A 23,866-nucleotide genomic window follows, 5' to 3' on the forward strand; every position below is an offset into this window, starting at 1 on the left:
CTCGGCCGGTGGGATCGTCGCACAGTGGCAGCCCGCGCCGGACGGCAGCCTGAACTGCACTCCGAAGGCCCAGATCGTCGAGCACCGGGTCGGCGACGACTGCTCGCACGACGGCATCATCGCGCAGTGGGGACACGGCCCGGACGGCGGCTGGGTGTGCATTCCGCAGCCCCCGGCTGCCCCGATCGAGGAGCCCGCGCCCGCCCAGCCGTATGTGGCGCCCTACGTGCAGGAGGAAGCGCCGGCGCCCGAGCAGTCCGAGCCCGAGCCGGAGCCCGCTCCCGAGCCCGCGCCGCCGCCCCCGCCCCCGCCGCCCCCGCTCATCCCGCTGCCGCCGTTCCCGCCGTTCCCCGGGATCGGTTAGCCGCGGTGTCGGGGCCCTCGCCTAGGGTGCAGGAGTGCCTCGCGAGCTGACCGATCTGCCCTACGCCCGGTTCCTGGAGCCCTTCGATGCCGAGCCGGAATCCGATGTCGATTACGAGAGTGTGCACATCGACGGCGTCACCTTCGAGGGGCTCGACATCGGCGGCAGCAAGTTCGTCGAATCCGCGTTCACCGCAACCGAATTCACCGGCGGCATCATGCGGTACACCCGATTCGACGATGTGTGGCTGCGCCACGTGCGGTGGATCGGCACCAACCTCGGCCAGACCGGCTGGCTGAATACCGAACTCGTCGATTGTGCGCTGTCCGGGGTGGAGGCCGTCGGATCGCAGCTGCGCCGGATCCGGTTCGAGGGCTGCAAGTTCGACTCGGTGAACCTGCGCAACGCGCTGCTCCAGGACGTCACGTTCGCCGACTGCGTGCTGCGCGACACCGACTTCGGCGAGGCGGCACTGACCCGGGTGAAGTTCCCGGGCACCCGGCTGGACGAGGTCGCATTGCACGGCGCGACGCTGCACGACGTCGATCTGCGCGGCGCGGTCACCCTGGAGATCACCGCCGGTATCGAGTCCCTGAAGGGCGCCACGATCAGCACCATACAGCTGCTGGACCTCGCCCCGGCCTTCGCGCGGGCGGCGGGAATCACCGTGCGCGACAAGTAGACCCGGGTCAGGCGTGGGCGGTCTTGCCGCCGTCGATGACCAGCTGCGCACCGGTGAGGTAGGGGTGCTCCGGGGAGGCGAGGGTGAGCGCGAACGCGGCGATCTCCTCCGCGGTGGCGAGGCGGCCGAGGCCGGGCACATTCGATTTGGCCCACTGCCGCATCGCCACCTGGTAGGCGTCGTCGGGCAGGCCGCCGATCGGGGTGAGGTTGCGGACCAGGTCGGTGTCGGTGGTGCCGGGGACGAGCGCGTTGACCCGGATGCCGTCGGCCGCGTAGTCGAGGGCCGCCGACTGGACCAGCCCGACCAGGGCTCGCTTGCTCGCCGTGTACGCGCTCCGTCCGGCCTCGGTGGCGAGCGCATTCGACGAGGAGGTCACCACGATGGTGCCGCCGCCGGACCGGATCATAGGGGGCACTTGATATTTCATGGCCAGAAAGGTGCCACGCAGATTGGTGCCGAGGACGCGGTCGAAGTCGTCGGCACTGTACTCGTGCAGCTTCTTCTGAATGGTGATTCCGGCGTTGTTGAACGCGACGTGCGGGCCGCCGTACTTCGCGACGGCCGCGTCGACGAACCCCCGAACCTCGTCCTCCACCAAGACATCGGCGCGGAAGTAGGTGGCTTCCCCTCCGGCGCCGCGAATCTCGCGCTCCACCATCTGCCCGCGCTCGGTTCGCCTGCCGCAGAACGCCACTCGTGCGCCTTCGGCCGCGAACAGCCGCGCCGCCGCGGCCCCGATGCCGGAGGTGGCGCCCGTGATCAGCACGGTCTTGTGCTCGAATCGCCGCTGGGTGGGCTGCAGGCGCGGCGGGTCGGAATCAGCCCCCAGCGCCACCCCGGCGGCCAGTCCCGCCACGCCCGCCGCCGCGCCCGAAGCGGCGATGGTACCGAGCAGTGCGCGCCTGCTGGGCCGGGACGGGCGGGCGGTGGCTGCGATGTCCTCATCGGTCATGTCACCACCGTGCTCGGCGGACCGCCGTGCGAGATCGGTCGGCGGGCCCGACCTGTGGCCGCCCGAACGAGCCGCCTCCTCCCGAGGTAGGAGACGCGCGAGGTCGCCGGGCGGCATGATGTGAGCGTGAAGGATGTTGCGGAGCGCACCACACATCCGGATTCGACCGGCGTGCTGCGCGGGATCGAGTGGGTGCTGTCGCCGCGGTCGGTGCCGGTGCGATTGGCCGTGCTGGTGGCGCTGGGCGCGGGATGCCTGTTCTGGCTGAGCGATTCCGCGGCGCCCGTCGATTGGGCGATCGGCCTGGCGGCGGTGGTCGCGACGGCGGGCGGGGTGCGGTGGCCGCTGGCCACGTCGCTGGCGACGACGGGGATCCTGGTGCTCGGATTCGAGCTCGGGCACACCGGCCCCGTCGTCGCGAAGGTGGCGGCCGCGGTGGCGCTCACCGAACTGGCTGCGCGGCGCGGAAATTGGCAGCCCTGGCTGGGAGCCGCGGCGCTCGCGGGCGCGTATCTGCTGCATCGGACGGGCGGCGCGGGCGCGACCGGATACCGGGCGGTGGTGATGGCCGGACTGCCGCTGCTGCTCGGCGGGCTGCTGCGGGGCGCACTCGACAGCGCGGCCCGGGCTCGGCGCGCGGCCGCGGAGATGGCGCAGCACCGGATCGCGGAGGTCGCCGCCGCGAGGGCTGCGGAGCGCACCGCGATCGCCCGGGAACTGCACGACCTCATCGCGCACCACGTCTCGTCGACGGTGCTGCGGGTGGGCGTGGCGCGGCACGCGCTGCCCGAGGCGCCGCCCGCCGTGCGCGAGGTGCTCGACGATATCCACGCCAGCGGCAAGGAAACCCTGGACGATCTGCGGAAACTGGTGACGATCCTGCGCGATCCGGACGGCGCGGGGGAGTCGTTCGTCGCGCCGGGCGATCTGCCCGCGGCGATCGAGGCGGCCGTGGCACGGACGCGGCGGCTCGGACCGCGGGTGGACACCGAGGTGGGCGATGTCGCCGCGGTGGACGCGCTGTCGGCACTCACGGTGCTGCGCCTGACCCAGGAGGGATTGGCCAACGTGGTCAAGCACGGCGGCCGTCATGCGGTGGCGCGGTTGGGCATCGCGGTCGACGACGGGGTGGACTTCCTGCTGACCAGCGAGGGTGCCCCGGCCACCGTCACGGCGGGCGGCGTCGGCCTCATCGGATTGTCCGAGCGGGTCCAACTGCTGGGCGGCACCCTGAACTCCGGGCCGACCGCCACCGGCTGGCGCCTGGCGGCACACCTGCCGGGACGGGCGTCGTGACCATCCGGGTGCTGCTGGTCGACGATCAGCAGCTGGTGCGGGCCGGGCTGCGCATGCTGTGTGAGAACGCCGGTGACCTGGAGGTGGTGGGGGAGGCGGCCACCGGAGCCGATGCGGTGCGGCTGGCCGAACGCGCCCGCCCGGACGTGGTGCTGATGGATCTGCGCATGCCGGGCATGGACGGAATCCGAGCCACCGCAACCATTCTCGCGTCTCGTCCGGCCATCCGGGTGCTGGTGTTGACCACCTTCGACGACGACGAGCACCTGTATCCGGCGCTGCGGGCCGGGGCATGCGGATTCCTCGTCAAGGACGCGTCGCCGACCGACCTGCTCGACGGCATCCGTCGCGCGGCCGCGGGCGATCGACCGTTCTCGCCGGATGTGCTGGTGCGCGTGGTCGATTCGGCGGTGAACGCACATGGCACCCGCGGAAACCCGCCCCCTGCACCAGTATCGGGCCTGACTGCGCGGGAAGCCGAAGTGCTGGCACTGGTTTCGCAGGGGTTGTCCAATGCGGAGATCGCCGATCGGCTGCATGTGGGCATCACCACGGTGAAGACCCATGTCGCCAATCTGATGGCGAAAACCGGTGCCACCAACCGGGTTCGGCTCGCGGTACTGGGCCTGCGTCCGCGCTGACAGCAAGGCTCGCGACGACGACCGCACCGCTCAGGCGGGCACCGGCTCGGGCTCGCGACGGGTGTCGTGGAATCCGGGAAGCCAGCGGTCGGCCAGCGGGATCATCAGATGGATCAGCGGGCCGATGCCGAAGGCGTAGACGAGGGTGCCGATGCCGACGCTCCCGCCGAGCAGCCACCCGGTCACCAGGACCGTCGCCTCGATACCCGTGCGGATCGCCCACACGGGGCGGCCGGTGCGCTGCACCAGACCCGTCATCAGACCGTCGCGCGGCCCCGGGCCCATCCCGGCGCCGATATAGAGCACGGTGGCCATCGCATTCAGCACCACGGCCGCGGCCATCGCACCGACCCGCACGGGCAGCGCCTCCACCTGCGGGAGCAACCACAGGCCGACATCCACCGAGATCGCGATCACCACGACATTGCTCACCGTGCCGAGGCCCGGCTTCTGCCGGAGCGGAATCCAGGCCAGCAGCACCGCCACCCCGGTGATGGCGGTCACGGTCCCGAAGCTCATCGGAACGTGCCGCACCACGCCCTGGTGGAAGACGTCCCAGGGGTCCAGTCCGAGCGCCGCGCGAATCATGACGGCCATCGAGAATCCGTACAACCACAGTCCGACGTAGAGGGCACACAGGCGGCGGAGCAACATTCGGCCAGCATGCAGCACTACTGGACCCTTGATACAGGGCCAGTGGTCGATTGCTGGACCCTGCACGACCGTTCCAGCGCAGATATTCCGTGGTGCTCCGGTCGCGGCCGATGCTAACGTCGGCGTATGCGGATCAGCGTTCATCTCGCGTGGTGGCTGCCCTAGGGCGGCCCGCATTTCCGCATGTTCTCGTTCAGCGGCCGCCCCATCGGGCGGCCGTCTGCTGTTCACGCCGGGCGGTGGCCCGAGGGGTGGCATCGACTCCCCGAAAGGACCCACCATGCCACGCAGGCTCACCGCCTTCACGCCCTCGGGCGACCTTCATCTCGGCAACTACTTCGGCGCCGTCGCACCGCTGACCGAGCGGCAGACGTCGTCGAGCGACACCGTCGTATTCGTCTCCGACCTGCACGCCCTGACCCTGGACCACGACCCCGCCGAAGTGCGCAGGCGGACACTGGAATTCGCCACGCTACTGCTGGCCGCCGGTGTCGATCCGGAACGCTGCCTGTTCCTGGTCCAGTCGCACGTGCCCGAGCACACCGAACTGCACTACCTGCTGGAATGCGTCGCCGGATACGGTCAGGCGCAGCGGATGATCCAGTTCAAGGAGAAGTCCCGGCGCCTGCGGCAGGTGCGGACATCGCTGCTGACCTATCCGATTCTGATGGCCGCCGACATCCTGCTCTACGACGCCGACGAGGTGCCGGTCGGCGCGGATCAGCGCCAGCACGTCGAACTGGCCCGCGATGTCGCGGACCGGTTCAACACGTCCTACGGGGCGGTTTTCACGGTCCCGCGCGCGGTGAACCCACCGATAGCGGGGCGCATCATGGACCTGGCCGATCCCGCCCGCAAGATGAGTAAATCGGTATCGGCCGCGGGTTCTCTCCGCCTGCTCGATCCACCGGACGTGCTGCGCCGCAAGGTGATGCGCGCGGTGACCGACGGCGGCACCGAGGTGGTCTACGACCCCGACGGCAAGCCGGGTATCGCCAACCTGCTGACCATCCTGGCCGCCTGCACCGGCGCCCCGCCCGATCTGCTGGCCGAGAAGCTGGATGGCTACGGCGATCTGAAGTACGCGGTCGCCGATGCCGTTGTGGCGGTGACGGAACCGATCCGGCAGCGGTACGAGGAACTCTCCGGTGATCCCGACCATGTGCGGGAGCTGCTGCGCCGCGGTGCGAGTGTCGCCCGCGGGCCCGCCCGCAGGAAGGTCGACCGGGTCAAGGAGGCCATCGGGCTGCTGCCCGCGGTCGAGGACTTTGGTCCCTAATCTGTCCCCGGCACTGGCGCAAGATCGGCCCGCACCGTCAATATGACTTTGCGCGACGGTCTTCGAATCGGGGGAAGCCGCTCACTCGAGCCGTCATCGGGTCGCGCCGATTCTCGGTGTCCTGCAGGGGGTTACCTCATGGATAGAAGGCTCACTGTGGCCTTGGTCGCGACGGCCGGTGTGCTGGTCTTCGCGTTCGGTGTCGGGTTCGCGCTACCCGCGGCGGCGTCGACCGGAGTGCTGAACCTCGTCGTGGGAATCGTCTCCAGCGCGCTGGTCGGTGCCGGACTCGGAACGGTCCTGCACATCAAGAGTTCCGAAGTCGCGGAGCGGCGTGTCAATGCTCTACGCCGGGGATCTGGCCGATGGCGAAGGTGATGGCCATTGCCAGCGCCCCGCCGATCACGACCCGGGCGGTGGCGCGGCGCGGGTTGCTGCCGCCGAGGCGGGCGCTGATCGAGCCGGTCACGGCCAGCGCGAGCAGCACGGCGGCGAACGTCACCGGGATCCGCCAGGAGACCGGCGGCAGCAGGATCGCCAGCAGCGGCAGCAGGGCGCCGCAGGTGAACGACACCGCCGAGGAGAACGCGGCCTGCCACGGGTTGGTGAGATCGTTCGGGTTCAGGCCCAATTCGGCCTCGGCGTGCGCGGCGAAGGCGTCGTGCGCGGACAGCTCCTCCGCGACCTTTCGAGCGGTCTCCGGCGACAGCCCCTTGCGCTGATAGATCTCGGCGAGTTCGGTCAACTCGAAGTCCGGCGCTTCGGCGAGCTCGCGCCGCTCCTTCGACAGCAGCGCCCGCTCCGAATCGCGCTGGGTGCTGACCGAGACGTACTCCCCGGCGGCCATCGAGATCGCCCCGGCCACGAGTCCGGCCACGCCCGCGGTGAGGATCGGGGTGGTGCTGGTGGTCGCCGCCGCCACACCCACCACCAGACCGGCGGTCGACACGATGCCGTCGTTGGCGCCGAGCACGCCCGCACGCAGCCAGTTCAGCTTGGCGGCCAGGCCCTCGGCATGCGGTTCGTGCGGATGTGTTCCGGTGGTGTCGTCCACGATCAGCAGACTATGCCCGGATCACCGCGGGGCCCGGGATCTGTCGGCGGTCAGTTGCCGGGTTCGTGGCTGGTCAGGGCGCGCAGCAGCGGACCGCTCCGCTGCTCGGGATCGCCGACGAGGGGCAGCGCACGCGCCAGCAGGTCGCGGAAGTTCGGGCAGGTCCGCATATCGGCGGCCCCGCAGTCCATCGCGTGTCCGAGGGCCGTCAGCGCCGCCTGCGCCTGCGCAATCTGTTCCTGCAGCCGAGCCTGGTGGGCGCGCAGCAACTCGCGGCGGGCGCCGCGGTCGGGCGCGGCGATGAACAGGGTGCGGATCTCGTCCAGCGACAGGCCGATGCCCTTGGCGACCAGGATCAGCGTGGCGGTCTCGACATCGGCCTCGCGGTAGCGGCGGCGCCCCGCCGGATCCCGGTGCGGCGCGAGCAGTCCCATATCCTCCCAGTGCCGCAGCACGTGCGTGGCCAGCCCGAAGCGGGCGGCGAGATCGCCGATCGACAGGTCCGCCGTCTCTCGGACCCGGGGGGCACTGCTCATGCCACCAGTGTGCAAGTTCAGGCCGACCTGAAGTCAAGACCGGTAGCATGCGTGGGGTGAATCCCGTTGCCGCACGCCTGATGTCCACCCTCGCCGGTCAGCTCGGCAATCCGCACGGACTGCTGGGCAAGGGCGTGGCGGCCATGCTGAACCGCTCCAACCGATTCGCGATCGAGGGCGCCGCCGAGGCCGCCGCGGTCGCCCCGGGCGAGGCCGCCGCCGATATCGGCTTCGGTGGCGGCGTGGGGCTCTCGCTGCTGTTGGACCGGGTCGGTGCGGACGGCACGGTGCACGGCGTGGAGATCTCGCCGGATATGCTGGCGCGGGCCAAGTCTCGGTTCGCCCGCGATATCGGTGCGGGCAGGCTGCGGGTGCTGCAGGGCTCGCTCACGGAACTGCCGCTGGCCGAGTCGAGCCTGGACGCCGCGATCACGGTCAACACGGTCTACTTCGTGCCCGAACTCGACCGTGCCTGTGCGGAATTGGCGCGGGTGCTTCGCCCGACGGGCCGGGTCGTGGTGGGCATCGGCGACCCGGACGCGATGGCCAAGATGCCGTTCACCGCCTACGGATTCCGGCTGCGCCCGGTGGCGGAGGTGATCGGTGCGCTGGAGCAGGCGGGCCTGACCGTCGAGGACCGTGTCATCGACCATCAGCCGATCCCGGCGCACCTGCTCGTCGCCCGCCCGGCCTGAGCAGGACGCGACAACCTCGGATCCCGTGCGCGCTGCCGCGGGAGCCGGTGCATCCGAGCCGGTTTCAGCGACCCGGATTCGGCAGGTCGGTCCGTCCGAGCACCGCACGCAGGGTTGCCGCCACCGCGTTCAGTTCGCCGGGGTCGACCCCCGCGAACCGTCGCTCGATTCCGGCCAGGTAGTGCGGCGCCGCCTCCCGGAGCCGCCGCCGCCCGGCGTCGGTGATGCTGACGAAGGCCGAGCGTCCATCGTCCGGGTTGGTGTCGCGGCGCAGAAGTCCGTGTGTCTCGAGTTCGGTGACGAGGCGGCTCACCCGCGTGCGGCTCAGTACGACCCGCTCCCCGAGGTCGCTCATGCGCAATCGGTCCGGGCCGTCCAGCTCCAGTAGGACGTCGTACCAGCTCAGCGGCAGCCCGGTGGTCCGGCGCAGCTCGGCGTCGAGCTCGGGGACCAGCTTCGCGTGCACCTGAAGCAGCGCCGACCAGGCGCCCACGGCCGGGCGAATGCGGTTCTCGGAGTTCGGCACGGCACCGATCCTAGCCACTTGCGTGCGCGCGCACATTTTTAGTAGCGTGCACACGCACATAAATTGTGCCGACGAAAGGCATTGCCATGACCGAACTGATCACCCGTGACGACCTCCGTGCGGAGATCGAGGCCGGGTCCGTGATCGTCATCGACGCGCTCGGTGGGGAGTACTACGCCAAGGCGCACTTGCCCGGCGCCCTCGAGCTTGTCGAGACCGACGTGGAACTCAAAGCGCCGCAACTTCTTCCGGACAAGAGTGCCGCGATCGTGACCTATTGCTCGAATGCGGCCTGTGCGAACAGTCAGCACGTGGCCACCAAGCTGACGGCACTGGGCTACACGAACGTGCGCAAATACCGTGAGGGCATTGCGGATTGGCAGGAGGCGGGCCTGCCCGTCGAGAGCTGAGGACCTCGGTGACCTCGTCCGCCCGGCGATTCTCCGCGATCCCGCGGCGGCGGCCCGGCGGGCGGGGTGCGGCGTCATCGTGTCGGCGGCGGCAGGCTGTGCTGGCGTTGCTGCATCGACCGTGGTCGGAGCGCTCCCGCCGATCCGTACGATATTTGCCGTGGACATGAGCGCGAGTGTGCGGTTGCCGGACGACTGGGAGGCGCGGGTTCGCGATGCGCTTGCCGTGTCACCGCGCCCGGAGCTGGCTGCGGGTGCGCTCCGCAGGCTCGGTGCCGGGATGGACAGCGTGGCGCTGCTGCTCGAGCGGCCGGAGGGGTCGTATGTGCTCCGGCTGCCGCAGGATCCGCACGGCGCCGAGGGGATCGCGCACGAGGCCGTATTGCTGCCGGAGCTGGCCGAACGGCTCTCGGTCCCGATTCCGCGGTTCCTGTTCACGGCGCCGAACCCGTTGGGGCCCGGCGAATTCTGTGTGTACCCGGCGGTCCCCGGTGAGTCACTGTCGGACGAGCAGTGGAAGGCGCGGGGTCTGCTGGACCTGCCGGGGACGGCCCGCCGGATCGCGGAGCTGATCGAGGGCGTTCATGCCTTTCCCGTGGCCCGCGCCCGCGAGCTCGGGATCGAAACCTGGGATCTGCGAGCGGATTTCACCGACGACCTGAAAGCCGTTCGCGCCGAGGTACTTCCGCTGCTTCCCGAGTCGGAGGCGTCGGTGCTGCTGCGGGCGTGGGAGAACTACCTCGGCGACGACGCCAACTTCGACTACCGCCCGGCCCTGACGCACGCCGATGTGAGCCTGGATCACCTGCTGGTGACGGGCACGGAGATCACCGGCCTGATCGATTTCGGGGACGTCGAGATCGGCGATCCCGACTACGACCTGTGCTATCTGTACCCCGATGCCGGCCCGGAATTCGTTCGGCGGGTACAGCATTGCCGCGGAACGGAGCTCGATCCGCGGCAGGAGGCGAAGCTGCGATTCTGGGCGTGCGCGGATCCGGCGCTGGACGTGCTGCACGCACTGGAGAACGAGATGCCGGAGTTCCGGGAGGGGCGGCTGCGGGTGCTGAGCGAGTCTCTGGCTCGCTTCCAGCACGGGTAGGCCGATCAGGCCGTCGCGACTTCCCGCACCACGTCGACGCTCAGGAAGTCCGGCGCCTGGATCACGTAGCGCAGCATGAACCGTATGAATGCGGGCATATCGCTGGCGTCCTCATCGCGATAGACCCTGGGATTTCCGACTTCGTAACGGTGCCTTCGGCTTTCGAGCTCGCATCCCTCGGCCGCGAGCACATTGCGCACCCAATCCGATTGCGGCCCGTAGGTCAGCGCGATCACGTACCCGCCGCGCCGGCGGAAGGCCCACAGCGGAGTCCGGAATGTCTTGCCGGACTTGCGTCCCCGGTGGACGACCACCGCCCAACCCGGCGCCCAAGGGGCGATGAACCTGGTGAGCCTGTTCAGCCCGAACTTATTGGCCCGGGCAACCCATCGCGGAGCAGGCATCGGGAACTCCTCACTTGTTGAGTTTCTGATGTCAGGCTAGCCCCGCGCCGGGAGGAAAGTCAACGACTGTAGAATTTCCGGCATCATGCCCCCGATCGGACGACGCCCAGGAAAGACCGATACCCGGCAGGTGCTGCTGGACACCGCGCGCGGAAAGTTCGCCGACGCGGGGTACGAGCAGACCTCCGTGCGCGAAATCGCGGCCGCGGCGGGCGTCGATCCCGCGCTGATCAGGCACTATTTCGGAAGTAAGGCCGAGCTGTTCCGGGCCACCATGGGCTGGCCGTTCGATCCGGCCGATATCGCCGGTCGCGTCATCGACGGCGACCGCGACGAGCTGGGGGAGCGGCTGACGCGGGTGTTCTTCGAGGCATGGGATCGGCCGCAGTCTCGCGCCCCGCTGCTGGCGATCCTCCGGGGGGCGGCGACGCACGAGGACTCCGCAGCCCTGGTCCGCGAGTTCATCCAGCAGCAGCTGTATCCCCAGCTCGCGGCGGCCCTGCCGGGTCCGGACGCCGAACTGCGGATCGACCTGTCGATGGCGCAGCTGCTGGGCATCGCCTATCTGCGCTACATCCTGCAGGTGGAGCCGATCGCCTCCGAGTCGCTGGACGAACTCGTGACCCGGGTCGCGCCGGTGATCGACACCCACTTGGCAAAGCCCGGAGAGTAAACGATCGCTGGCCCGGACGAGCGATAGCGGAAGCGCCTGTCCGCCCGATCCACACCGAGTCGAGGCGAGAAAATCGGTTGCGCCGTCCCGCAGAATGATTCGGTGCGTGAACAGCGGGTGCGACTCGGCGATGCCGAGATTCCGGTCCTGGACTTCGGCGGCTCGGGGCGGCCGATAGTGGCGCTGCACGGGAGTTTCGGCCGGGGCGGCATCTTTGCCGGGCTGGCGCGCGAACTGTCCGGGCGGGCGCGGATCATCGCACCCGACCAGCGCGGGCACGGCCTTTCCAGGCGGGCCGAGAGTTATGCGAGCGACGACTTCGTATCCGACGCCGCCGCACTGATCGAGGCCCTCGGGCTCGCGCCGGCCGTGGTTCTCGGGCATTCGCACGGCGGGATCACCGCCTATCGTCTCGCCGCCCGGCGCCCGGACCTGGTGTCGGCGTTGATCATCGAGGATGTCGGCCCGGTGATGCGGTCACCGGAGATCGCGCGCCCGATGCTGGACGTGCGCGGCTGGCCCGCCGCCGCGGCCACGAAAGACGAACTGGCCGAGGCGATTCGCGCCCAGGGTATCCCCGACCCGGGCTACTTCATGCAGAGTGCGGTGCCGTCCGAGAACGGTTGGCGCCTGTTGTTCGACTGGGACGACATGATGGCGGTGCAGGCCGGAGGAATCGGGGACTGGTGGGCCGATTGGCTCGGGTCCTCATGTCCCGCACTGGTATTGCGTGGGGAACACACCTCGATGCTTCCTGTGGAGTCGGCCGCCGAGATGGTCGCCCGCCGCCCCGGCAGCCGTCTGGTGGAATTCGCGGGCGCCGGGCATTGGATCCACGACGACGATCCCGCCGGAGTCGCCCGCGCGGTAGGTGGTTTCCTGGACGAACTCGAGTGCGCCGATCCGGTCCCGTCGGAGCCGTAGTACGGCCGGTCGAGACCGGTAGCGCCGGAGATCTTCGAAATCCCTGTGGCTCAGCTCAACTCGTATCGCATGAACACGTCCGCGCGCTCGTAGGGCATCGGCCCGATCTGATCGCTCGGGACGTGCACGAATCCGACCGACTCGTAAAGGTGCACGGCGCTGCGCAATTTGGTGCTGCTGCCGAGGAACAGCGCGGTCGCGCCCTCCCGGCGGGCGAATTCGATCGCCTCGCGCAGGATGATCCGGCCCAGGCCGCGGCCGCGCAGACCGCGGGCGACGGCCATCTTCGACAGTTCGAATTCGCCGTGGTCGCCCTCGGGGACGAGCGCCACGCATCCGACGATCTCGTCCCCGTCGCGGGCGATCAGCACCTGCCCGCCCTTGGCGACGATCTCGCGCTCCGGATTGTCCAGCAGCACGCTGTCGGCGGGTTCGAGGGAGAAGATCTCGAGGATCCAGTCCAGGTTGAGCTCCTTGAACGCCCGCGCATCGGCCGGGCCCGACATGGGCTCGACGACGAGGGAATCGGTCTGTTCGGGGGCAACGGGTTCGGTCTGCTGTGTCACGTTGGTCAGCTTGCCCGGCAATGAATCATCACGTCCAATACTTGATTGGTCGGATTGATATCGTGAACTTATGGTTGACGGGGTCGAGCTGCGGCATCTGCGGTACTTCCTCGCGGTCGCCGAGGAACTGCATTTCGGTCGCGCGGCCGCCCGGCTGCATATCGCCCAGCCGGCGCTGACCCAGCAGATCCAGCGCTTGGAGACGATGCTGGGCACCCGGCTCTTCGACCGCACCTCGCGCAGCGTCGCCTGCACACCGGCGGGTGACGTGCTGCGGGAACGCGCGGCGGCGATCCTGGGCCATGCGACGCGCGACCTCGACGAGGTCGCGCGCATCGGCCAGGGTGGTCAGGGCCGCCTCTACCTCGGCTTCGTCCCGTCGGTTCTGCCGCTGAAACCGCTGCGGAGCGTCCGGCAGTTCCGCGACCGCTATCCGCTGGTTCAGATCGAACTCATCGAGGGTTACACCACCCATATGATGGCGCAGCTCGGCCATGGCGCGCTCGATATGGCGATCGTGCGCGACCCCGACGAGCAGCCCGGGACGGTGGTATTTCCGCTGGCCACCGAGCCGTTCATGGCGGTGCTGCCGGTCGATCACCCCCTGGCGGATCGCTCCGAGATCACCGGCGCCGAACTCGCCGACGATCCCCTGGTGTTCTTCCCCCGGGCGGCGGGCCCGCACGCCCACGACAAGAATCTGCGCCCGCTGGTGGAGTCCGGTCGCATGCCCCGCATCGTGCAGGAGGGCAACAACTGGACCACCATCCTCTACCTGGTCGGTGAGGGGCTGGGTATCACCGTCGCCCCGCGCAGTGCGACGTTCACCGCACCGCAGACCGTCCGCATCCTCCCCCTCGCCGAAACCGAGGCCACCACAACGGTTTACGCGGTTCACCGCACCGACGACGACCGCGCCCTGGTCCGCAACTTCCTGGCCCTGCTGCCGAGCGAACAGTCCGAGTAGGGGATCAGCACCCACCGTCGTTTCCGGCACGCTTTCGGCCAGAATCCACCGTCGCGAGGGTGTGGATCCCGGCCAAGAACGTGCCGGGAATATGGGTGGGGGCGTGCCGGGAATGTGGGTAGGCAATGTGCCGGGAATGTGGGTAGGCAATGTGCCGGGAATGTGGGTAGGCAATGTGCCGGGAACGTGGGTAGGCAACGTGCCGGGAACGTGGGTGGGCAACGTGCCGGGAATTTGGGTGGGGGACGCGCAGGAGCACGGGTGGGTAGTCGAGTGTCGGTGCGGTATCCGGGCTGGTGAATTCGGTTGCGGCGGGATTTATCCTGAGAACGTGGACCTACGCAGGCGATTTATGCACCCCCGGCCGACGTGCCGCGGGTGGATTCGCATGCGCTCATTCGCGTAGTTCCCGTGGTCGTCGGCCGGGGGTCGTCTCGATCCGACCGACCGCGAGGAGCCCTCCGATGTCCCCCTATCTCACTCCCACCGAGCTGTCCCGTGCCTTGTCCGTGCGGGATCTGACCGATCCGGCGCAGGGCTACCATGCCGCACAAGCCTTGCTGGACAGCGTGATTCGCAATCTTACCGCCGCCTGGCCGTCCACCACCGTGCGAATCGTTCGTACACCGCCGATCGTCGCGATCACCGACAATTACGATCTGCTCGGCTACGACCCCGAGGACGTGACCCGCGACGCGCGGTACACCCGGTACCTGAGCCCGACCACGATGTTGCGCAGTCACACGTCGGCCGATATCCCGGCCATGCTGCGAGGCTATTCTCAGGTGGCGGAAGACAATTCGAGGGACGAGCTGATCGTGCTGCCCGGCCTGGCCTATCGCCGCGATGTGGTCGACCGCATCCATGTCGGCGAACCTCAGCAGGTCGACCTGTGGCGGCTGTGGTCCGGACGGGCCTGTGGCGCCGAGGATCTGCGGATCGTGGTCGCCCGCCTGGTCGAATCGGTGCTTCCGGGCGCGCGATGGCGCATGGTGCCCGCACGGCATCCGTACACCCGGGACGGCCGTCAGGTCGACGTGTGGCATGCCGGGGAATGGCTCGAGCTCGCCGAGTGCGGTCTGATCGCCGAACGCGTCCTGCGTGGGGCCGGACTCGATCCGGCACGGTGGTCGGGTCTGGCCCTGGGCATGGGGGTGGATCGAGCCTTGATGCTGCGCAAGGGAATCCCCGACATCCGCTACCTGAGAGCCGGTGATGAGCGCATCGCGGAGCAGATGCGGGATCTGAGCCCGTGGCGACCGGTGTCCGCGATGCCGCCGATCCGCCGCGACCTGTCCGTGGTGGTCCCGGACGAGATCGACGACGAGACCCTCGGTGACATGGTGCGAGCCGCCCTCGACGAGCGGGCCGACGATATCGAGTCGATCCACGTGCTCGCCCGAACCCGCCACGGCGATCTTCCGGAGCCGGTGCGCATTCGCCTCGGCACAACCTCCGGTCAATCGAATGCCCTTGTGCGGCTTGTGATCCGGCCACTGACCCGCACCCTCACCAATACGGAAGCCAATGCCCTCCGCAACGAGGTCTACCGGGCGATCCACATCGGCCCCGTCTCGGAGCTGGCCTGAATCGCCCCGGCCAAAAGCGTGCCGGGGAATCGAGTGGGCCCGTCGGGAGTCGGTGCGCCCGCCGGGGAATTGAGTGGGCTCGCCGGGGGTCGGTAGGCCCGCCGGGAAATTGAGTAGGTCCGTCGGGGATCGGGTGGGCCCCGGAGGGACGTCGGAAACGGTAGGGTGCCGGGATGTTCAGCGGTGTGCCGGAGACCGGGAGGCGAGGCGGATTCCCGATGCCGGGCGTGGTGCTGCTTTGTGGTGCTCGGAGCACGGCAGACTGTGGCCATGCTGCACCTGCGAATCATGGCGCCGGCCGATCTCACCGAGGATGTGCTCGGGGCGCTGGACTGCGACGACAGCGTCAGCAGCCTGGCGGTGATGCGTGGCGCGGCGGTGCGGCCGCCGGGCGATGTCGTCACGGCGAACGTCGCCCGGGAGGCGGCCAACGATGTCGTCGAGCGGTTGCGGGGCCTCGGCGTCCACCAGTGCGGCAGCATCGAGATCGAGCCGGTGCCGACCTGGTTGTCGCGGCGCGGCTTCGAGGCCGAGACCCGCACGCCGGGCAGCGCCGCAGATTCTGTGGTCTGGGCCGACGTCGCGCAGCGCTCCTACGAATCCTCCGAACTCAACTGGACCTACCTGAGCTTCATGACGATGGCGACGGTGATCGCGAGCATCGCCATCATCGCCGATTCGCAGATCCTCGTCATCGGCGCGATGGTGCTCGGCCCCGAGTTCGGCGCCATCGCGGCCCTGGGGGTGGCGCTGGTGCGGCGGCGTCTCGTGCTCGGCATACTCGCCGTCCGAACCCTGGTGTTCGGCTTCGCCGCGGCCATCGTCGTCACCTTCGTGCTCGCCCTGATCGGCCGTGGGCTCGGCTGGATCACGCTCGACGATGTGATCGGGCCGCGCCCCGGGACGGCCTTCATCTACACGCCGGACAAGTGGTCGTTCATCGTCGCGGTGGTCGCGGGCGCCGCGGGTGTGCTGTCCCTGACCTCGTCGAAGGCGACCGCCATGGCGGGCGTGTTCATTTCCGTGACGACCGTTCCGGCCGCCGGAAATATCGCGCTCGGCATGGCCTTCGGCGTCGGCTCCGCGATCGGCGGGAGTTCGCTGCAGCTGCTGGTGAACGTGGCCGGAATGGCCGTCGCCGGCTGGGCCATGCTGGCGCTGCAGCAGGCCGTGTGGTCGCGGGTCGCGATCCGCCGCGCCAAGGCGATGGTGCATCCGCGCCGGATGCTGTGACCCCCCGCGAAGAGACGCACATGTCTCGTTCGTTCGGAATGCCCGCAATTCGCTGGGACGATGGAGATCATGGTGCGTGCGATCTCCCGATACTGGACGACCGTTGTTCCGCTGTTGGCCGCCGTGGTGCTGGCGATCGGCTGGGTAACTCACCCGTCCGGACCTGTGATGATCGTGTTGGTGCTGGCGCTCGTGGGCGCGGTGCTGTCGGCCGTGCAGCATGCGGAGGTGGTGGCGCACCGGGTCGGTGAGCCGTTCGGGTCGCTGGTGCTGGCGGTGGCCGTGACCGTCATCGAGGTCGGCCTCATCGTCACGCTGATGGCCTCGGGCGGCGACAATGCCTCGTCGCTGGCCCGCGATACCGTCTTCGCCGCGGTCATGATCACCTGCAATGGCATCTTCGGCCTGTCGCTGCTGGTCGGGGCGCTGCGGCGGCGGGTGGCGGTCTTCAATGCCGAGGGCACCGGCGGGGCGCTGGCGACCGTCGCGACGCTGGCCACCCTCAGCCTGGTGCTGCCCACGTTCACCACGAGCAAGCCCGGACCGGAGTTCTCCGGCGCCCAGCTGGTGTTCGCGGCGGTGGCGTCGCTGCTGCTGTACGGCCTGTTCGTGGTGGTGCAGACCGTGCGTCACCGCGAGGACTTCCTGCCGGTCGAGTTGGCCGCCGCGGAGGGCCAGCACGGCGAGAAGCCCTCGGTCCGGACGGCCGTACTCAGCCTGGTGCTGCTGGTGATCGCCCTGGTCGGCGTGGTGGGTCTGGCCAAGCTGGTGTCTCCGGCCATCGAGGACGGGGTCGAGGCCGCGGGCCTGCCCCGCTCGGCGGTCGGCGTGGTGATCGCGATGCTGGTGTTGCTGCCGGAGACGCTCGCCGCGGTCAACGCGGCCCGACGCCACCGGGTGCAGACCAGCCTCAACCTGGCCCTCGGCTCGGCGATGGCCAGTATCGGCCTGACCATTCCGGCCATCGCGCTGGCCTCGATCTGGATCTCCGGCCCGCTGACGCTCGGGCTGGGCGCCACCCAGATGGTGCTGCTGGCGCTGACCGTCGTGGTGGGTGTGCTGACCGTTGTCCCGGGCCGGGCAACCTTGCTGCAAGGCGGAGTTCACTTGGTGTTGTTCGCCGGATTCGTCTTCCTGGCGGTGAGTCCGTGAATGCGCTCTCAGTTAACTGATTATGTGGTGTGGGGCACATTGATAACAGATATGCGCTGATAACACGTTACAAGAATGCTTCTGTACGCAATATCTGTACAGCTGACCAGCAGGTCCGGCAAGTTGTGGGCGACCGGATTCGAGGTGATGCTCACACCGTGATCGGCTTTACTGTAACTAGTTGTAACGATTAGCTTCGTGTTGGCAGTGTTGCCGATCACGGAGAGAGCGATTGTGAAACTCGAGACACACAGGCCCCACCGGACCCCCGCATGGCGCCGGTGACTCGGGCTGCCTCGAGCGCGCTGTCCGAGAAGCGAGTTGCCGTTCGTATCGTCCGCAAGAACTTCTCCGACACGATCGTGTCGGCGCTGCGGACCTTCGGGCGGGCCGTGGATATCGCACGCGAATCGGTGGTCGGCACCGCGAGTGATGTCGCGCGGCGCGAATTCCAGTGGCGCGAGGCGATTCTGCAGGCCTGGCGGCTGGTGACCGTCACGGCCATCCCGGCCGTGCTCATCGCGATCCCGTTCGGCGTTATCGTCTCGGTGCAGGTCGGCAACCTCATCCACACCCTCGGCGCCGATTCGCTGCTGGGCGCCACCGGCGGCCTCGGCGTCATCAAGCAGGGCGCCCCGCTGGCCACCGGCTTCCTGCTGGGCGGCGCGGGCGCGGCCGCGATCGCCGCCGACCTGGGCGCGCGCACCATCCGCGAGGAGATCGACGCGCTCAACACCATGGGCATCAGCCCGATCCACCGGCTGGTGATCCCGCGGCTGGTCGCGATGATCTTCGTCGCGCCGCTGCTCAACATCCTGATCATCTTCGTCGGCGTGGTGGCCGGTTATGCGGTCGCCGTCGGCGGGCAGAACGTGACGCCCGGCAGCTACTGGGCGACGTTCGGGTCGTTCACCACCGCCGCCGACGTGTGGGTGTCGCTGCTCAAGGCGGTCATCTTCGGCTTCCTCGTGGTGGTCATCGCCTGCCAGCGCGGCCTCGAGGCCAAGGGGGGCCCGCGCGGCGTCGCCGACGCGGTCAACGCGGCCGTGGTGCTGTCGGTGGTATCGATCGCGGTCGTGAACCTCGGCATCACCCAGGTGGTCGAGATGTTCCTGCCCACGAGGCTGGTCTGAGATGGCGGTATCGCATTACGCCCCGAAGGGGCTGGGCTGGTTCGCGCGCTTCTACCGCCGCCGCGGCCTGATCCTCGCGCGCGTCGAGGGCGTCGGCTTCGTGCTCGCCTTCGTCTGGCAGGTGCTGTCGTCGATTCCGTTGACGCTCAAGCGGTATCGCGACGAGACCCTGCGGCTGATCTCGGATATGACCTGGGGCCGGGGCTCGGTGATCGTCGGCGGCGGCACCGTGCCGATGATGATCGTGCTCGGCCTGGTGATGGGCGCCTCGGTGGCCGTGGAGTCGTTCACCATGCTGAACATGCTGGGCATGGGCCCGGTGACCGGCATCGTCTCGGCCTACGCCACCACCCGCGAACTCGCGCCCATCGCGGCCGCCATCGGCTTCGCGGCGCAGGCCGGGTGCCGTATGACCGCCGAGATCGGTTCGATGCGCATCTCCGAGGAGATCGACGCGATCGAGGCGCTGGGCCTGCGCTCGGTGCCGTTCGTGGTGACCACGCGCGTGATCTCCGGCGCCATCTCGATCGTGCCGACCTTCCTGATCGGCCTGATCCTGTCGTATCTGGCCTGCCGCGGGCTGATCACGCTGGTGCACGGCCAGTCCGCCGGGGTGTACGACCACTACTTCTTCCAGTTCGTCTCCGGGTTCGACGTGATCGCCGCGGTGATCAAGGTGGCGATCTTCGCGACCGTGGTGATCCTCATCCACAGTTATTACGGCTTCTTCGCCACCGGCGGCCCCGAGGGCGTGGGCATCGCCTCCGGGCGCGCGGTGCGGGCCTCCTCGGTGGCGATCGTGGCCATCGATATGGTCCTCACCCTCGCGCTGTGGGGTTTCAACGCGACGATCAGTTTCACGGGGTAGCGCGATGCCGAAGTATGGAATGCCCGGGGTCGCCGTGGACCGCCGCCGCTCGCTGCTGATCGGGACGGTCGCGGTCGGCGTGATCGTCGCCGTGCTGGCGGGAGTGGGTTTGTATCGCGGTCTGCGCAGCGACGACGGGCTGCACATCGCGCTGCACACCGAGCAGATCGGGGACGGCGTCCTCGCGGGGACCCCGGTTCGAGTGGACGGCGTGCTGGTCGGCGAGGTGACCGGCATCTCGCCCGACGAGCGCGGCACGCAGCGAATCGCGTTGCAGCTGGACCGTTCCCAGCTGTTCGGGATCGACGACAGCCTGCAGGTCGACTACGCACCGGCAAACCTGTTCGGTATCAGCGAGATCGAGCTGCGCCGGGGTACGGGCGGCGCGCCGCTGCGGGAGAACAGCGTCCTCGATATGACCGGAAAGCGTTCCGCCGCAATCTTCGACGCCACCATGGGCAGCCTGCTGCGCAGCCTGTCGCAGACCGGCGAGGCGGTGCTGACCCCGCAGATGGCCACCGTGATCGCGCAGGTCTCCAACGATGTGGAGGCATTCACGCCGCTGGCGCAGGCGATGATCACCGTGGCGCAGACCATCACCGACAACCAGAAGATGCCCGCGTCGGAGCTGGTGGGGCGGCTCGGTCCCGCGTTCGACGGTGGCGGCCAATTCGCCGGTGCCACCATCCAGGTGCTCGACCTGATTCGCGATCTGCCACGGCTGCAGGACGATCGGGCGGCCTACGACGCCGGGGTGAAGGTCATGACCGACCAACTGCTGCCGGGTCTGGCGAATTTCGCAGGGGTGGCGGGTGATTCACTGTCCGGCACCACCAACATGCTGGCTCCCCTGCTCGCGATGCTCGGGCAGATGGTGCCGCGGCCGCAGCAGTCCGGGGCGGAGCTGGCCGAGCTGATGAACCGGCTGCGCACGGCGATGCCCGACACCCCGAACGGTCCGGTGCTCAATGCCGAGATCGATGTGCGCGGTGTGCCGGTGCTGGCGCCGCTGCTGGGAGGTGCGCGATGAAGGTCGGGGCAGCGGCGTGGCGGCTGGCGCTGTTCGCCGGGGTGATGATCCTCGTGCTGGCCGTGGTGTTCACCGCGATCAAGCGGCCGGTGTCCGGCGGCACCGAGGCGCACGACGCGCTGTTCACCGACGCCAACGGGCTCAAGGTCGGCGACGACGTGCGCATGTACGGCGTGCAGGTCGGCAAGATCGAGGGGCTCTCGCTCGACGGGGCGAAGGCACGAGTTCGGTTGTCGCTGAAGACCGATGCGCCGATCTACGACAACTCCAAGCTCGCCATCCGCTACCAGAACCTGACCGGTCAGCGCTACATCGACCTACAGCAGCAGCCGCAGCCGGGCGCTCGCATTCCGGCGGGGGCCACCGTCGGCACCGAGCGCACCGTGCCCTCGTTCGACGTCACGAGCATGTTCAACGGCCTGAAGCCGGTGCTGGCCACCATCTCGCCGGAGGCCGTCAACCAGTTCAGTGCCAGCATGGTCGCGCTCATCGAGGGTGACGGCAGCGGGGTCGGTCCGGCGCTGGACGCGATCGGCAAGTTCGCCTCCTACGTCGACAACCGGCAGCAGGTGATCGGCACCCTGATCCGCAACATGTCCGACCTCTCCGAGCGGGTCGGCGGCCGCGTGCACTACCTGGTGCCGCTGCTGGCCCGGCTCACCGACATCTTCCAGGGGCTGCAGACCAATATCGGCGGGCTCGCGCAGTTCGCGATGGCCGCGCCCTCGGTGCTGGGACCGCTGGACAACATGTTCAACGCCCTCGGCCTGCAGACCGGCACCGATGTGGATGCGTTGATCCGCAAGCTGTTTCCGGATCCGCAGCAGGCGCTGGAGGTGCTCGACCGGCTGCCCGGGCTGCTGGCCGGGCTCGACGCCGCCACGCCGAAGAACGTGGCGGGCTGGAAGCCGCAGTGCTCCAACGGAAACGCGGACGTGCCGCAGGTGTTCCAGGTGCTGATCGCGGGGCAGCAGGTGGCGATATGCAACGGATGAGCCTGGGGCGCCTGCTGCCCGCGGAACGCCGGGTCGCCGACGATGCGACCAAGCGCCGCCGCGAGATCCGCTACGGCATCGTCGGCGCCGCGCTGGTGGCGATCATCGCGATCGCGGCCGGGGTGCTGTACGTGGTGCCGTTCGGCAAGAAGACCTACACAGCGGAGCTGTCGGAGGCGCAGTCGGTGAAGTCCGGCGACGATATCCGGGTCGCGGGCATTCCGGTCGGCAGCGTGAAATCGCTGGAGCTGAAGCCGGATCGGGTGGTCATGCGCTTCACCGTCAACTCGGACGTGTTCGTCGGCGACCAGTCCTCGCTGGACGTGCGCATGCTCACCGTGGTCGGCGGCAACTATGTGGCGCTGTTCCCGGCCGGGAGTAAAGCGCTGGGCGACAAGCCGATTCCGGTGGACCGGGTGCGGCTGCCCTACAGCCTGGTGCAGACCTTCCAGGACGCCACCGAACCGCTGCGGCAGATCGACGGAGATACCTTGCGGCGCAACCTCGCCGCGCTGGACACCTCCCTCGACAAGGCCCCGGACTCGCTGCGGACCACCCTGGACACCCTGAGCACCTACGTCGACGCGCTCAACCGGCAGCGCACCCAGGTGTCGAACGCGGTCGCCGTGGCCGACGAGTACGTGACCATGTACGACGGCGCCAAGACCGACCTGGGCCGGTTGATGGACAACGTCAATCTGATGGAGACCCTGGTGATCGACAAGCGCGCCGAGCTGCGCGAGGGGGTGCGGCTGCTGAACGCCGTGGTCCAGCGCGTCGCGGCGCTGGCGCCGACCTGGGATTCGGCGCTGAAGCCCAAGCTGCAGCAACTCATCGATGCCGTCCCGCAGCTGCAGAACCTCGGTGACCAGCTCGAACCGGTGCTCGGGGCGGTGCAGAGCCTGCAACAGAAGCTCGGGCAGCTGTCGGGTGCCGACGGTGGCGTGACGGTCGACCGGTCCGGACAGACCATCACCGCCCCGGCGGGTGTGGATCCGCTGCCGGGTGCGGGCAAGGTGTGTGTGCCGGTGCCGGGGAAGGACTGCTGATGCTGCACCGGATGCTCGGATCCCGCTGGTTCATGTCGATCGGCGGCGCCGTCGTGATCGTGGTCCTGACTGCCGTCGGCTACTTCGTCGTCTTCGATCCCGCGAAGAAGACCGAAAGCTATTGCGCCATCATGCCCGACAGCGTCGGGCTGTACGCGGGCAATCAGGTGACCATGCGCGGCATCCCGGTCGGGACGGTCACCTCCATTGCGCCGCAGGGAAATTCGGTGAAGGTGGAGTTCGACGTCGAGGCCGACAAGCCGGTCTACGCCGACGCGGGGGCCACCACGCTCGCCGACAGCATCGTCGCGGCGCGGCAGCTGGCGGTGGTGTCGACCGGCAAGGACACCGCGCGGTGGGCCGCGGGGCAGTGCATCACGAAGACCGTCACGCCCAAGAGCATCTCCGAGACGCTGAACGCGCTGGCCCAGCTGTCCTCGGAAATCCAAGGGCCGGACCCGAATTCGCCGAATGCGCTGGCGGGTGGGCTGGATGCCCTGAATACCGCGACCACCGGCACCGGACCGCAGATCAACGCCGTCGTGCAGAAGCTGAGCGCGGCGCTGGCCTCGCCCGACGCCGACATCGCGCACCTGGTCGGGATCTTCGACGCCTTCGCCTCGGTGTCGAAGAAGGTGGAGGAGCACTGGGGCGACCTGAAAACCATGCTGACCCGGCTGGGCCCGGTCCTGGACCAGGCCACCACCGATCTGATCGGTCCGGGCGCGCAGCTGTTCGACGGGCTGGCGCAGGTGGTTCCGATGCTCAACGACCTCACGACCATCTTCGGCGATCCGATCATGAAGGCGCTCGATGTGACCGTGCCGCTGGTGAAGTTCCTGCGCGCGCACGTCGGTTCGCTGGCGCAGGTCATCGGGATGACACCGGTGATCGCCAATGCGTTCCGGTCGGTCGCGGGGGAGGGTATCGGCTACGCCCCGCCGAAGGTCGCTGTGCCACAGCAGAATGCGGACCAGGTGTGCGCGGCGGTGAATGCCGTGGCGCCCGGGAAGTGCGCGGCCGACGGTGGGATGGCGAAGATGGACGCCGCGACGCTGGTGTTCGGATTGGCAGGTGCGCGATGAGGAT

At 68.9% G+C, this 23,866-nt stretch carries 26 protein-coding genes and 1 pseudogene; 20 read left to right on the forward strand and 7 right to left on the reverse strand.

Going from position 1 to position 23,866, the window contains the following annotated elements; all coding sequences use genetic code 11:
- Both NM1_RS43025 and NM1_RS13925 read left to right on the forward strand, forming a co-directional pair.
- Nucleotides 1-364: pseudogene (locus NM1_RS43025) on the forward strand (hypothetical protein); the annotation flags it as partial.
- A 34-nt stretch (nt 365-398) separates the two neighbouring features.
- Nucleotides 399-1,046, forward strand: coding sequence for a pentapeptide repeat-containing protein (locus NM1_RS13925; protein ID WP_068019396.1), 648 nt, complete (start codon nt 399-401; stop codon nt 1,044-1,046).
- Between the two features lie 7 nt (nt 1,047-1,053).
- On the opposite strand, the gene NM1_RS13930 is transcribed toward NM1_RS13925, so the two are convergent.
- Nucleotides 1,054-2,001, reverse strand: coding sequence for an SDR family NAD(P)-dependent oxidoreductase (locus NM1_RS13930; protein WP_068019398.1), 948 nt, complete (start codon nt 1,999-2,001; stop codon nt 1,054-1,056).
- Between the two features lie 126 nt (nt 2,002-2,127).
- Here NM1_RS13930 and NM1_RS43940 point away from each other — a divergent pair, with 126 nt between their 5' ends.
- Both NM1_RS43940 and NM1_RS43945 read left to right on the forward strand, forming a co-directional pair.
- Nucleotides 2,128-3,297: a sensor histidine kinase gene (locus NM1_RS43940; RefSeq protein WP_068019480.1), complete on the forward strand. Its 1,170-nt coding sequence runs from the start codon at nt 2,128-2,130 to the stop codon at nt 3,295-3,297.
- Complete coding sequence (locus tag NM1_RS43945; RefSeq protein ID WP_246011542.1) at nt 3,294-3,938, forward strand: response regulator; 645 nt, start codon at nt 3,294-3,296, stop codon at nt 3,936-3,938. Before NM1_RS43940 ends, NM1_RS43945 begins: the two co-directional genes overlap by 4 nt.
- A gap of 30 nt (nt 3,939-3,968) precedes the next feature.
- Here NM1_RS43945 and yczE read toward each other — a convergent pair whose 3' ends face one another.
- Nucleotides 3,969-4,592, reverse strand: a complete 624-nt coding sequence (gene yczE / locus NM1_RS13945; protein WP_068019483.1) for a membrane protein YczE — start codon at nt 4,590-4,592, stop codon at nt 3,969-3,971.
- A gap of 280 nt (nt 4,593-4,872) precedes the next feature.
- Between yczE and trpS the strand changes: the two genes are divergently transcribed.
- A complete protein-coding gene (trpS, locus tag NM1_RS13950) occupies nt 4,873-5,871 on the forward strand; it encodes a tryptophan--tRNA ligase (protein ID WP_068019401.1) in 999 nt (332 codons plus the stop codon).
- A 337-nt stretch (nt 5,872-6,208) separates the two neighbouring features.
- Here trpS and NM1_RS13955 read toward each other — a convergent pair whose 3' ends face one another.
- Both NM1_RS13955 and NM1_RS13960 read right to left on the reverse strand, forming a co-directional pair.
- A complete protein-coding gene (locus tag NM1_RS13955) occupies nt 6,209-6,925 on the reverse strand; it encodes a VIT1/CCC1 transporter family protein (protein WP_246011543.1) in 717 nt (238 codons plus the stop codon).
- Nucleotides 6,926-6,975: 50 nt separating this feature from the next.
- Nucleotides 6,976-7,461: a MerR family transcriptional regulator gene (locus tag NM1_RS13960; RefSeq protein WP_068019406.1), complete on the reverse strand. Its 486-nt coding sequence runs from the start codon at nt 7,459-7,461 to the stop codon at nt 6,976-6,978.
- Between the two features lie 80 nt (nt 7,462-7,541).
- Between NM1_RS13960 and NM1_RS13965 the strand changes: the two genes are divergently transcribed.
- Complete coding sequence (locus tag NM1_RS13965; RefSeq protein ID WP_246011560.1) at nt 7,542-8,156, forward strand: class I SAM-dependent methyltransferase; 615 nt, start codon at nt 7,542-7,544, stop codon at nt 8,154-8,156.
- A 64-nt stretch (nt 8,157-8,220) separates the two neighbouring features.
- On the opposite strand, the gene NM1_RS13970 is transcribed toward NM1_RS13965, so the two are convergent.
- The gene (locus tag NM1_RS13970) at nt 8,221-8,682 is read right to left on the reverse strand and encodes a MarR family winged helix-turn-helix transcriptional regulator (RefSeq protein ID WP_211339473.1); all 462 of its coding nucleotides are present in this window, start codon (nt 8,680-8,682) and stop codon (nt 8,221-8,223) included.
- 86 nt (nt 8,683-8,768) lie between these two features.
- On the opposite strand from NM1_RS13970, the gene NM1_RS13975 reads away from it, so the two are divergent.
- Together NM1_RS13975 and NM1_RS13980 are read left to right on the forward strand one after the other, a co-directional pair.
- Nucleotides 8,769-9,092, forward strand: a complete 324-nt coding sequence (locus tag NM1_RS13975) for a rhodanese-like domain-containing protein (protein ID WP_068019409.1) — start codon at nt 8,769-8,771, stop codon at nt 9,090-9,092.
- Nucleotides 9,093-9,258: 166 nt separating this feature from the next.
- The gene (locus NM1_RS13980) at nt 9,259-10,194 is read left to right on the forward strand and encodes a phosphotransferase (protein ID WP_068019411.1); all 936 of its coding nucleotides are present in this window, start codon (nt 9,259-9,261) and stop codon (nt 10,192-10,194) included.
- 5 nt (nt 10,195-10,199) lie between these two features.
- On the opposite strand, the gene NM1_RS13985 is transcribed toward NM1_RS13980, so the two are convergent.
- Complete coding sequence (locus NM1_RS13985; RefSeq protein ID WP_068019413.1) at nt 10,200-10,598, reverse strand: nitroreductase family deazaflavin-dependent oxidoreductase; 399 nt, start codon at nt 10,596-10,598, stop codon at nt 10,200-10,202.
- A gap of 85 nt (nt 10,599-10,683) precedes the next feature.
- Here NM1_RS13985 and NM1_RS13990 point away from each other — a divergent pair, with 85 nt between their 5' ends.
- Nucleotides 10,684-11,271: a TetR/AcrR family transcriptional regulator gene (locus NM1_RS13990; protein WP_068019416.1), complete on the forward strand. Its 588-nt coding sequence runs from the start codon at nt 10,684-10,686 to the stop codon at nt 11,269-11,271.
- A 102-nt stretch (nt 11,272-11,373) separates the two neighbouring features.
- Nucleotides 11,374-12,195, forward strand: coding sequence for an alpha/beta fold hydrolase (locus tag NM1_RS13995; RefSeq protein ID WP_114699734.1), 822 nt, complete (start codon nt 11,374-11,376; stop codon nt 12,193-12,195).
- A 50-nt stretch (nt 12,196-12,245) separates the two neighbouring features.
- Here the strand turns inward: NM1_RS13995 and NM1_RS14000 are convergent, their stop codons facing one another.
- Nucleotides 12,246-12,761, reverse strand: a complete 516-nt coding sequence (locus NM1_RS14000; protein ID WP_211339475.1) for a GNAT family N-acetyltransferase — start codon at nt 12,759-12,761, stop codon at nt 12,246-12,248.
- A gap of 70 nt (nt 12,762-12,831) precedes the next feature.
- On the opposite strand from NM1_RS14000, the gene NM1_RS14005 reads away from it, so the two are divergent.
- The 10 genes from NM1_RS14005 (at nt 12,832) to NM1_RS14050 (ending at nt 23,862) form a co-directional block, all read left to right on the forward strand.
- Entirely contained in the window at nt 12,832-13,728 is an 897-nt protein-coding gene (locus tag NM1_RS14005) for a LysR family transcriptional regulator (protein ID WP_068019425.1), read from the forward strand.
- A gap of 464 nt (nt 13,729-14,192) precedes the next feature.
- A complete protein-coding gene (gene srmL / locus NM1_RS14010) occupies nt 14,193-15,317 on the forward strand; it encodes a PheS-related mystery ligase SrmL (protein WP_068019427.1) in 1,125 nt (374 codons plus the stop codon).
- A 270-nt stretch (nt 15,318-15,587) separates the two neighbouring features.
- Nucleotides 15,588-16,550, forward strand: a complete 963-nt coding sequence (locus tag NM1_RS14015; RefSeq protein ID WP_068019430.1) for a DUF389 domain-containing protein — start codon at nt 15,588-15,590, stop codon at nt 16,548-16,550.
- 69 nt (nt 16,551-16,619) lie between these two features.
- Nucleotides 16,620-17,702, forward strand: a complete 1,083-nt coding sequence (locus NM1_RS14020; RefSeq protein WP_114699740.1) for a calcium:cation antiporter — start codon at nt 16,620-16,622, stop codon at nt 17,700-17,702.
- Between the two features lie 272 nt (nt 17,703-17,974).
- Nucleotides 17,975-18,835 carry an ABC transporter permease gene (locus NM1_RS14025; protein ID WP_068019438.1) on the forward strand — a complete coding sequence of 287 codons (861 nt, stop codon included), beginning with the start codon at nt 17,975-17,977 and terminating at the stop codon, nt 18,833-18,835.
- Between the two features lies 1 nt (nt 18,836).
- Nucleotides 18,837-19,703 (forward strand): ABC transporter permease, encoded by an 867-nt coding sequence (locus tag NM1_RS14030; protein WP_068019441.1) that lies wholly within the window; start codon nt 18,837-18,839, stop codon nt 19,701-19,703.
- 4 nt (nt 19,704-19,707) lie between these two features.
- Nucleotides 19,708-20,733: an MlaD family protein gene (locus NM1_RS14035; protein WP_068019444.1), complete on the forward strand. Its 1,026-nt coding sequence runs from the start codon at nt 19,708-19,710 to the stop codon at nt 20,731-20,733.
- Nucleotides 20,730-21,728, forward strand: a complete 999-nt coding sequence (locus tag NM1_RS14040) for an MlaD family protein (RefSeq protein ID WP_068019447.1) — start codon at nt 20,730-20,732, stop codon at nt 21,726-21,728. Before NM1_RS14035 ends, NM1_RS14040 begins: the two co-directional genes overlap by 4 nt.
- Complete coding sequence (locus NM1_RS14045) at nt 21,716-22,777, forward strand: MlaD family protein (RefSeq protein WP_084519604.1); 1,062 nt, start codon at nt 21,716-21,718, stop codon at nt 22,775-22,777. The genes NM1_RS14040 and NM1_RS14045 overlap by 13 nt, the downstream gene beginning before the upstream one ends.
- Nucleotides 22,777-23,862 (forward strand): MlaD family protein, encoded by a 1,086-nt coding sequence (locus NM1_RS14050; protein WP_068019491.1) that lies wholly within the window; start codon nt 22,777-22,779, stop codon nt 23,860-23,862. Before NM1_RS14045 ends, NM1_RS14050 begins: the two co-directional genes overlap by 1 nt.
- The last annotated feature ends 4 nt before the right edge of the window (nt 23,863-23,866 follow it).

Source organism: Nocardia mexicana NBRC 108244, from assembly GCF_001613165.1.
GTDB classification, from domain to species: Bacteria; Actinomycetota; Actinomycetes; order Mycobacteriales; family Mycobacteriaceae; genus Nocardia; species Nocardia mexicana.

Bases quoted from the DNA above. Each gene is read 5' to 3' on its own strand.
- NM1_RS13930 (WP_068019398.1), bottom strand. From the start codon at position 2,001: ATGACCGATGAGGACATCGCAGCCACCGCCCGCCCGTCCCGGCCCAGC.
- yczE (WP_068019483.1), bottom strand. From the start codon at position 4,592: ATGTTGCTCCGCCGCCTGTGTGCCCTCTACGTCGGACTGTGGTTGTAC.
- trpS (WP_068019401.1), top strand. From the start codon at position 4,873: ATGCCACGCAGGCTCACCGCCTTCACGCCCTCGGGCGACCTTCATCTC.
- NM1_RS13960 (WP_068019406.1), bottom strand. From the start codon at position 7,461: ATGAGCAGTGCCCCCCGGGTCCGAGAGACGGCGGACCTGTCGATCGGC.
- NM1_RS13965 (WP_246011560.1), top strand. From the start codon at position 7,542: ATGTCCACCCTCGCCGGTCAGCTCGGCAATCCGCACGGACTGCTGGGC.
- NM1_RS13975 (WP_068019409.1), top strand. From the start codon at position 8,769: ATGACCGAACTGATCACCCGTGACGACCTCCGTGCGGAGATCGAGGCC.
- NM1_RS13980 (WP_068019411.1), top strand. From the start codon at position 9,259: ATGAGCGCGAGTGTGCGGTTGCCGGACGACTGGGAGGCGCGGGTTCGC.
- NM1_RS13985 (WP_068019413.1), bottom strand. From the start codon at position 10,598: ATGCCTGCTCCGCGATGGGTTGCCCGGGCCAATAAGTTCGGGCTGAAC.
- NM1_RS13990 (WP_068019416.1), top strand. From the start codon at position 10,684: ATGCCCCCGATCGGACGACGCCCAGGAAAGACCGATACCCGGCAGGTG.
- NM1_RS14005 (WP_068019425.1), top strand. From the start codon at position 12,832: ATGGTTGACGGGGTCGAGCTGCGGCATCTGCGGTACTTCCTCGCGGTC.
- srmL (WP_068019427.1), top strand. From the start codon at position 14,193: ATGTCCCCCTATCTCACTCCCACCGAGCTGTCCCGTGCCTTGTCCGTG.
- NM1_RS14015 (WP_068019430.1), top strand. From the start codon at position 15,588: ATGCTGCACCTGCGAATCATGGCGCCGGCCGATCTCACCGAGGATGTG.
- NM1_RS14020 (WP_114699740.1), top strand. From the start codon at position 16,620: ATGGTGCGTGCGATCTCCCGATACTGGACGACCGTTGTTCCGCTGTTG.
- NM1_RS14025 (WP_068019438.1), top strand. From the start codon at position 17,975: ATGGCGCCGGTGACTCGGGCTGCCTCGAGCGCGCTGTCCGAGAAGCGA.
- NM1_RS14030 (WP_068019441.1), top strand. From the start codon at position 18,837: ATGGCGGTATCGCATTACGCCCCGAAGGGGCTGGGCTGGTTCGCGCGC.
- NM1_RS14035 (WP_068019444.1), top strand. From the start codon at position 19,708: ATGCCGAAGTATGGAATGCCCGGGGTCGCCGTGGACCGCCGCCGCTCG.
- NM1_RS14040 (WP_068019447.1), top strand. From the start codon at position 20,730: ATGAAGGTCGGGGCAGCGGCGTGGCGGCTGGCGCTGTTCGCCGGGGTG.
- NM1_RS14045 (WP_084519604.1), top strand. From the start codon at position 21,716: ATGCAACGGATGAGCCTGGGGCGCCTGCTGCCCGCGGAACGCCGGGTC.
- NM1_RS14050 (WP_068019491.1), top strand. From the start codon at position 22,777: ATGCTGCACCGGATGCTCGGATCCCGCTGGTTCATGTCGATCGGCGGC.